Source organism: Streptomyces antioxidans (genome assembly GCF_000968685.2).
Taxonomy (GTDB): Bacteria; Actinomycetota; Actinomycetes; order Streptomycetales; family Streptomycetaceae; genus Streptomyces; species Streptomyces antioxidans.
The window spans coordinates 1-1,404 of record NZ_LAKD02000212.1 but is presented as its reverse complement, the minus strand read 5'-3'; the positions used below and the strand labels follow the sequence as shown (position 1 = coordinate 1,404).

Here is a 1,404-nt window from a genome sequence, read left to right as displayed (position 1 = left end):
GAGCCACTGCTGCCCAAGTGTGAGCGCCGAGCCCGGCGTCCTGGGCACAAGCGGCATCCGGAACACTGGTGTTCCAGGGGCATCCTGGTCGTCCTGCCCACCGGGATCGCCTGGGAACATCTGCCGCGGGAGCACGGTCCGGTCCGGGCTCCCAACGTTGAGGTGTGAAGCACGGGTTCGTCCGCCCGCACGGGGTGCGTCGCCCGCGGATCTGCCGGGAGATGAGCGACGACTCCACGAAGCCTTCGTCACCCTCGGATGCGTATCATCTGCTGGCGGCCCCTGCAGCCATTCCGGTAGGAGTTCTCAGGGGCGGGTGAGGCCGAGATGGTCGCGTAGGGTCGTGCCCTGGTAGGCCGCGCGGGCGTAGCCCCGCTCCTGCAGTAGGGGGATGACCTCGCTGAGCAGACGGCGTCCGTCCACGCGCTGCGAGGGCGGGATGAGGATGAAGCCGTCGGCCGCGCCGGCCTCGAAATAGGTGACCATTTCCTTGGCGATGTGTTCCACATCGCCAACAGCCACCTGGAGCCCCGCCGCCGTGGCCTCGATCTCGGTCAGACGCCGCAGGGTCTGGCCCTCTTCGATCAGCTGCCGGTAGAGATCGAAACGGCCCTGCCTGCGGTTGATGACCGCCGGGTCCGGCAAGAGGTCCAGCGGCAGCTTCTCATCCAGGCCGTAGTCGGCCAGATCGATCCCGCCGAGCTGAAAGCCCACCAGCTGTTTGGCATAGTCGGCGTTGAGCAGACCCGCCAGGACGCGCTGCCGCTCCTGTGCATCCCCTGGGGTGTCCCCCAGGACCGGACTCAGACCGAACAGCACCTTGACCCCATCCGGATCCCGGCCCACCTGTTCGGCGCCGCGCTTGATCTGGTCGTAGTAGCGCTTGGCCATGGCCAGTCCCTGATGCGCCGAGAAGACCACCTCGGCATGCCGGGAGGCGAAAGCCATGCCGTCAGCGGACGTTCCGGCCTGCACCAGCACGGGATGCACCTGCGGCGGCCGGGGAATGTTCAGCGGCCCCGAAACCGTCAGATGCCGCCCGCGGTAATTGACCGGATGCACCCGCTCCGGCCTGGCGTACACCCCCGCCTCCCGGTCCACCGCCAGGGCATCGGCGTCCCAGCTGCGCCACAACGCCTTGGTCACCTCCACGAACTCCCCGGCACGCTCATAACGCCAGGCATGCGAAGGCAGAGGGTCGGAGCCGAAGTTCTCCTCCCCGAACGCCGAGGTCACCATGTTCCAGCCGGCCCGGCCCCGGCTGAGATGATCCAAAGACGCGAACTGGCGCGCGACGTTGAACGGCTCATTGAACGTCGTACTGGCCGAACCCACCAGACCGATCGACTCGGTACACATACTCAACGCCGACAGCACGGTCACCGGCTCCAGATGCTGGGCCGG

The 1,404-nt window shown here is 67.5% G+C and carries 1 protein-coding gene; it reads right to left on the bottom strand.

Going from position 1 to position 1,404, the window contains the following annotated elements:
• Positions 1 to 306: 306 nt before the first annotated feature.
• On the bottom strand, positions 307 to 1,404 hold a 1,098-nt coding region (locus tag VT50_RS37760; RefSeq protein WP_079343991.1), incomplete at its 5' end, for an NtaA/DmoA family FMN-dependent monooxygenase.